Source organism: Mesorhizobium sp. M7A.F.Ca.MR.362.00.0.0, assembly GCF_004023175.1.
Taxonomy (GTDB): Bacteria; Pseudomonadota; Alphaproteobacteria; order Rhizobiales; family Rhizobiaceae; genus Mesorhizobium.
This window is the reverse complement of record NZ_RZTF01000270.1, coordinates 1-6085: the sequence shown is the minus strand read 5'-3', so window position 1 is coordinate 6085 and position 6085 is coordinate 1. Positions and strand designations below refer to the sequence as shown.

Genomic DNA, 6085 nt, shown 5'->3' with positions numbered 1-6085 from the left:
CGGCAGCGTGCGCCGGCTGGCGTCGTCCACAGCCCTTGGCAGCGACGTGACGCTACCCTCCATCGTGCCTGTGCGCTCGGCTGGTGCCGCGTCCGGCAACGACTGGATCGGACTGCGCACCACGGACGACAGCGTGCTCAAGGCCGTCTCGCGCGTGCCGCTGTTCGGCGGCTTCCTCGGCCTCGGCCTGCTGCTTCTGGCAATGGGTTCGATGTGGTACCGCGAAGGACGGTAGAGCTACTCCTCCGGCTCCGTCGTGAACATCAGCGGATAGCCCTTGGCCTTGCCGGCATCGGTGGCGCGCGTCGCCTTGGTCTCGGCGACATCCCTGGTGAACACGGCGACGACGCAGACGCCGCGACGATGCGCGGTGATCATCACCCGATGCGCCTGGTCTTCGCTGAGTTTGAACTCACCCTTCAGCACCGTCACGACGAATTCGCGCGGCGTGAAATCGTCATTGATGAGGATGACCTTGTAGAGCTTTGGCCGTTCGACCTGCGGCTTGACCTGGACGCGCGGTTTTGTGGTGATTTCAGGCATTGGAACCGACAGTTAGAGCAATTCCAGGAAAAGTGTAAAACGGTTTCCGCCCGGAATTGCGTCAAGACAAAGGATCAGAACGGTTCGCCGTTTCCACGAAACGGTGAATTGCTCTGGCGTAGCAACCCTGCCGCCATTCTGGCACCAGCGAAAGCGGTCGTCCATTTTGGTCGACGCGCGAAAACCAGTGTCCGCCGACGCGGCCATTCACAATCATGTGGGAAAGTGTCGGTTGCCGTTCAACGGCCCTGGCGGCCGAACATGCGACGGCTGGGAATCTGCCGCGCGGTCGTGGCGGGCCGGATATCGGGGTGAAAGCGGTTTCCACCCGCATCCGCCCGGCGTTCCAGCCAGACCGTGATCGGCCACGCGGCGACGCAGATCAACGTCGCGCCTGTCAGCACGATCAGCAGCCAGGTCTGTGCCGGCGTGATGTAGTCCCAGTTGGTGGAAATCGCAGGCGCGAACAGCGAAGGCTCGGTGCGTCCGGTGGCCGGATCGGGCACCGGGCTGGCGGTGAACAGGATCAGCACCCTGGCGACGCCGGTGGCAACCAGGCCGCCGATCACCATCGAGCGCAAAATGGACGAAAGCCGCTTCTTCATGCGGATTGTCCTACACCGTCGGCGTTGCAAACGGGTTAAGTGTCAGTCGAGGCGGAAGCTGCCGGTGCCAGACTTCGTCAAGATCAGTTGAGCCCATCGACCCGCTTCATCGCCAACGTCAGGGCTTCAGCGGTTCGGACAGGAAGAAGTCCGCTCCAGCCGAAACCAGCTGGAGCGGCCTTGGTCAACAGGCCGGCATTTTGTGCCGGACCTTATCAGGTCTTCGGGGCGTCCTTCTTGACGGCCTTCTCGGCAGACTTCTTGTGCTTCTTGACGGTCTTCTTGACGACCTTCTTCGGAGCAGCCTTGGCCGGAGCGGCAGTCGCCGGAGCTGTGGTCGTCGAAGCAGCCGGAGCAGCGGTCGTGGTGGCGGCGGCGTTGCCGAGAGCCGGCATCGCGAAAGCGAGAGCGACGGCGAGACCGGTGGCGGAGAGGATGGACTTTTTCATGGCTTCGTTTCCTTTTTATGCGGGTCAAGTTTCTGAGTGCTACTGAACCGGGTCGTTCGGCGTCACTCCAAGCAGCTTCAAAGCATTGGCGAGCATCCGGATGCCCTGCGCCTGTTTCTTGGCGGCGCAGTACCGGTTGCCCTTTCTCTGAAGTGCCTTTGCCGCGGTGACCTGCGTTGCCGTGGCATGGGTTTCGAGGGCTTCATCAAATTGGTGGCTGAGATTGGCGCACCGTTCGCTCCGGGTTGTGAGCGTGGCCTTTGCGTCCGATTGTCCGACAGCGGCAGTGACCAGGCAGAAGCCCAGCAACGCACCCAACAAACTGATCGACAACCTTGGCATCGGTTTATCCGTAAACCCGGAGACTAGCGTCGCAGCCGATGACCTGACCGCCACGAGACCAGTTATGCCTTTGAAATTTTTCAGGAGTTTTTCTGAACTGTAGAATTTTGTTTCTGGAGTGTGTCTGAGAAAGCCGGTGTGAACCCATCATAGCCACTGGCCAACATATGGCCTGAATTCTATCGTGTGGGTTGCGACAGAAGGGCTTGGCAACAATGACAGGGCTGCTGTGAAATCCGACGCACACATACTGATCGTCGACGACGACAAGGGTATTCGCGACCTGCTGCAGGAATTCTTCCAGAAGCGGGGCCTGCACACCTCGGTTGCCGCCGACGGCATCGAGATGGAGACCATCCTGCGGCGCGTCCAGGTGGACCTCATCGTCCTCGACGTGATGCTGCCCGGCAAAAGCGGGCTGGAGCTGTGCCGCGACCTGCGCGCCCAGTATTCGACGCCGATCATCATGCTGACCGCCGTCACCGAGACGACAGACCGCGTCGTCGGCCTGGAAATGGGCGCCGACGACTATGTGCCCAAACCATTCGATCCGCGCGAGCTTTTGGCGCGTATCCGCGCCGTGCTCAGGCGCAATGGCGCCGCCGAGCCCAAGCGCGCCTCCACCAAGCAGATCTACCGCTTCGCCGGCTGGACGATGGATTGTGCTCGGCGCCGGCTGATCGCACCCGACGATGTCAGGGTCGAGCTGACCATGGCCGAATTCAACCTGCTGCAGACCTTCGTCAAGAGCGCGCAGCGCGTGCTGACCCGCGACCAGCTCATCGAGCTGTCCGGCGGCGACAGCGACTATTCCTTCGACCGCAGCATCGACATCCTGGTCAGCCGGTTGCGACGCAAGATGGAAGACGACCCGAAGACGCCCAAGCTGATCCTGACCGTGCGCAGCGGCGGCTACCAGTTCCTGCCCGAGACGACCTCCGAATGAGACGTTTCCTGCCGCAGACCTTGCCTGTCTGGGTGCTGCTGATCGTCATTGCCGGCCTGCTGATCAGCCAGGTCGCGACCCTCTACATCGTGTCGCGCGACCGCGCCGCCGCCAACGACGTCGTCGACCTCTACCGGCTCAACGACCGTGCCTTCTCGCTGGTGCAGCTCATGCATGACGCCAGTCCGGACGAGCGCAAGGCGACGGCGAGCGGCCTGTTCAATTCAACCTATGCGCTCACCGTTTCGGACACACCGGCGGTCACTTCGTCGATCGCCGGTGACGACGAACTGGCCGAACTCGAAGACATCCTCGTCGGCAGGCTGTCGAAATTCGGCATCACCGATGCACGCGTACGCCGCGATCCGGCGACGCGCGAGGCCGATGACGCGGACGGCACGGCCCCGGGACCCGACATCGGCCAGGTCGAGCGCGACCTTCTGGTATTGGCCGCCGACTTCGCCCAGAGCGACAAGCTGACGGCCTCGCTGCGCTTCGCCGACGGCCAATGGCTGAACTTCACCGAGCCGATCACGCCGGTCGGCCCGATCCTGAGCTTCGACAGCCTGCCGCTCTATTCGCTGATCGCAGGGCTGGTGGTGATCATGTCGATCTGGTCGCTGCGCCGGCTGACGGCGCCCTACCGGATGATGGAAACCGCCGTGAACCGGATCGGCAAGGATCTAAAGAGCCCGCCGATCGCCGAGAGCGGCAGCCGCGAGGTCCGTGCCGCCGCCAAGGCGATTAACGCCATGCAGGCAAGGTTGCGCGAATATGTCGAGGACCGCGAACATCTGGCGGCGGCATTGGCGCATGATCTGCGCACGCCGATGACCAGGATGCGCCTGCGCCTGGAGCTGTTGCGCAAATCGGCGGTCCGCGAGGCATTGGCGCACGACCTCGCCGATGTCGAGGGCATCGCCAGCTCGGTGATCGACTTCGCCACCTTCGAAGTGACCGAGGAAAAGAACGAACGCATCGATTTCTGGTCGCTCGTGGAATCGATCGCCGACGGCTATGACGACGTATCGTTCGACGACGAGACCCGTTCGCGCGGGCTGATCTGCATGGCGCGGCCGGTCGCGCTCAAGCGCTGTGTCACCAATCTGGTGCAGAACGCGGTCACCTACGGCAAGAAGGCGCATCTTTCGCTGCGCCGGTCGGAAGACATGATCCTGCTCACCATCCGCGATGAAGGGCCCGGGATACCGCAGGCACAGATCGACGCCGTGTTCGGCTCGTTCGTGCGCCTCGAACAATCGCGCAACCGCCAGACCGGCGGTCTGGGCCTCGGCCTGACCATCGCCCGCAACATCGCGCGCGCCGCCGGCGGCGAGATCCGATTGTCCAACAACCCGGGCGGCGGCCTGCTGACGCAACTGCGCCTGCCGCTGGCGGCTTAAAAAAAGAGGTGCGATTGGTCGCCGCGCCTCGTCGCCGTTGGTTCCGAAGAACCTACCGCCGCAGCACCGCGCTCAGCACATCGCGGATACCGATGGCGCCGACGAAGCGCGACTGATCGTCGAACAGCGCCACAGGAGCGGTCTGCGAACGGTGCATGGCCAGCATCACGGTTTTCAGCGAGGTGCCCGGATTGGCCCAGAACACTTGCGCGGCTTCTTCGGATTGGCCTTCGACGTCGGCGCACGACACCCAGACCGCCGGCTTGCCATCGCGTTCGGCCGCCGCCACAAGCCCGTGATCATCGATCTTGAAGCGCGTTGTCTTGCGGCGGTCGAGCCACACCCAGCCGTCCTTGCCGTGCTCCAGATCGCGACGGTCGCGCATCACGTTCCAGGCGGTCAGCACCGACAGCGGGTTCACATTGGCGATGAAGTCGCGGACATAATCGTTGGCGGGCCGCAGCACGATGTCCTCCGGCGCGCCGGTTTGCACGATGCGCCCACCCTCCATGATGGTGATGTGGGAACCGATCTTCAGCGCTTCCTCGAGGTCGTGGCTGACGAAGATGATGGTCTTCTTCAATTCGGCCTGCAGCTGCAGCAATTCGTCCTGCAGCTTGGTGCGGATCAGCGGGTCGAGCGCCGAGAACGGCTCGTCCATCAGCAGGATCGGCGCCTCGGTGGCGAAGGCCCGCGCCAGGCCGACGCGCTGCTGCATGCCGCCCGAGAGCTGCCAGGGATATTTCTTCTCGAAGCCAGAGAGGTTGACGAGCTCGAGCGTGCGCTTGATACGCTCGCCTTGCTCCGCCTTGGACAGGCCCATGATCTCCAGCGGCAGCCCGACATTGCGCTCGATCGTCCGCCACGGAAACAGCGCGGCGGCCTGAAAGACATAGCCATAGGCGCGTTTCTCGCGCGCCTGCTCTGCTGTCATGCCATTGACCGAAATCGTCCCCGAGGTCGGCTTCTCCAGATCGGCGATGACGCGCAGCAACGTGGTCTTGCCGCAGCCCGAAGGGCCGATGAAGGAGACGAACTCCCCCTTGCCGATGGTGAGATCGACGTTTGACAGCGCCTGCACCGGCCCGTCATTGGTCTGGAAGGTCAGTCCGAGTTTGCTTGCCGCGACGACGGCTGGCGAAGTCCCCGTCATCGGCTGCCGCCTGCCTGTTTCCGTCCCTGCGGCGGCTGGAATCCGATTGCTTTTATCGCGATGTTGTTTTCCACTTATCCTGTCCCATTTGGCCCTGTCCCACTGACCTTGTCCCACTCGATCGACGCCCGGAGTTTCCCCGATGTCGCCCAAACCCACCTGTCATCTTATCCGCCCTGAAAGCACTTATGAAGGCAAGCAGGGATTGACCTATTTCGCCGGCATCGCCGCCGAGACCGTCGGCGCCTCCGGCATCTGCATGCACATGCTCACCATGCCGCCCGGCGCACGCGCCAAGGCGCATATGCATGAGAGCCACGAGACGGCGATCTACGTGCTCTCCGGCGAAGTCCACACCTGGTACGGCGACCGGCTCGAGCATCATATCGTCGTCAAGGCCGGCGACCTCTTCTACATTCCGGCCGGCGTGCCGCATCTGCCGGCCAATCTGAGCAGCGCCCCGTCTTCGGCCGTCATTGCCCGCACCGATCCCAACGAACAGGAAAGCGTCGTCCTGCTGCCGGAACTGGATGCACTGGTCGCCTGAAGCCGGTATCGACGGGCTAGGATCCCACCGGTCAATTGCCCGAGGTTTGCGCTGCCCCTCATCGCCCTGCCGGGCACTTCTCCCCGTATAGTGACGG

Annotated in this window: 8 protein-coding genes and 1 pseudogene; 4 read left to right on the top strand and 5 right to left on the bottom strand. The window is 63.2% G+C overall.

Annotated features, from left to right (window positions below):
- Positions 1 to 235: pseudogene (locus tag EOC06_RS43545) on the top strand (hypothetical protein); the annotation flags it as partial.
- Between the two features lie 2 nt (positions 236 to 237).
- Here EOC06_RS43545 and clpS read toward each other — a convergent pair.
- From clpS to EOC06_RS26075, 4 genes are all read right to left on the bottom strand, one after another.
- Positions 238 to 543, bottom strand: a complete 306-nt coding sequence (gene clpS / locus EOC06_RS26090; RefSeq protein ID WP_023809857.1) for an ATP-dependent Clp protease adapter ClpS — start codon at positions 541 to 543, stop codon at positions 238 to 240.
- A gap of 239 nt (positions 544 to 782) precedes the next feature.
- A complete protein-coding gene (locus EOC06_RS26085; RefSeq protein ID WP_127266561.1) occupies positions 783 to 1148 on the bottom strand; it encodes a hypothetical protein in 366 nt (121 codons plus the stop codon).
- Positions 1149 to 1363: 215 nt separating this feature from the next.
- Positions 1364 to 1597 (bottom strand): hypothetical protein, encoded by a 234-nt coding sequence (locus EOC06_RS26080; RefSeq protein WP_128309129.1) that lies wholly within the window; start codon positions 1595 to 1597, stop codon positions 1364 to 1366.
- Positions 1598 to 1636: 39 nt separating this feature from the next.
- Positions 1637 to 1939 carry a hypothetical protein gene (locus tag EOC06_RS26075; protein WP_024504541.1) on the bottom strand — a complete coding sequence of 101 codons (303 nt, stop codon included), beginning with the start codon at positions 1937 to 1939 and terminating at the stop codon, positions 1637 to 1639.
- Between the two features lie 229 nt (positions 1940 to 2168).
- Between EOC06_RS26075 and EOC06_RS26070 the strand changes: the two genes are divergently transcribed.
- Complete coding sequence (locus tag EOC06_RS26070) at positions 2169 to 2885, top strand: response regulator (protein WP_027039421.1); 717 nt, start codon at positions 2169 to 2171, stop codon at positions 2883 to 2885.
- Complete coding sequence (locus EOC06_RS26065) at positions 2882 to 4288, top strand: ATP-binding protein (RefSeq protein WP_127397491.1); 1407 nt, start codon at positions 2882 to 2884, stop codon at positions 4286 to 4288. The genes EOC06_RS26070 and EOC06_RS26065 overlap by 4 nt, the downstream gene beginning before the upstream one ends.
- A gap of 52 nt (positions 4289 to 4340) precedes the next feature.
- Here the strand turns inward: EOC06_RS26065 and EOC06_RS26060 are convergent, their stop codons facing one another.
- Positions 4341 to 5441 (bottom strand): ATP-binding cassette domain-containing protein, encoded by a 1101-nt coding sequence (locus EOC06_RS26060; protein WP_128309128.1) that lies wholly within the window; start codon positions 5439 to 5441, stop codon positions 4341 to 4343.
- A 142-nt stretch (positions 5442 to 5583) separates the two neighbouring features.
- Between EOC06_RS26060 and EOC06_RS26055 the strand changes: the two genes are divergently transcribed.
- Entirely contained in the window at positions 5584 to 5988 is a 405-nt protein-coding gene (locus EOC06_RS26055; RefSeq protein WP_127270638.1) for a cupin domain-containing protein, read from the top strand.
- Positions 5989 to 6085: the final 97 nt, after the last annotated feature.

Coding starts and splice junctions, on each gene's coding strand:
- clpS (WP_023809857.1), bottom strand. CDS start 543: ATGCCTGAAATCACCACAAAACCGCGCGTCCAGGTCAAGCCGCAGGTC.
- EOC06_RS26085 (WP_127266561.1), bottom strand. CDS start 1,148: ATGAAGAAGCGGCTTTCGTCCATTTTGCGCTCGATGGTGATCGGCGGC.
- EOC06_RS26080 (WP_128309129.1), bottom strand. CDS start 1,597: ATGAAAAAGTCCATCCTCTCCGCCACCGGTCTCGCCGTCGCTCTCGCT.
- EOC06_RS26075 (WP_024504541.1), bottom strand. CDS start 1,939: ATGCCAAGGTTGTCGATCAGTTTGTTGGGTGCGTTGCTGGGCTTCTGC.
- EOC06_RS26065 (WP_127397491.1), top strand. CDS start 2,882: ATGAGACGTTTCCTGCCGCAGACCTTGCCTGTCTGGGTGCTGCTGATC.
- EOC06_RS26060 (WP_128309128.1), bottom strand. CDS start 5,441: ATGACGGGGACTTCGCCAGCCGTCGTCGCGGCAAGCAAACTCGGACTG.
- EOC06_RS26055 (WP_127270638.1), top strand. CDS start 5,584: ATGTCGCCCAAACCCACCTGTCATCTTATCCGCCCTGAAAGCACTTAT.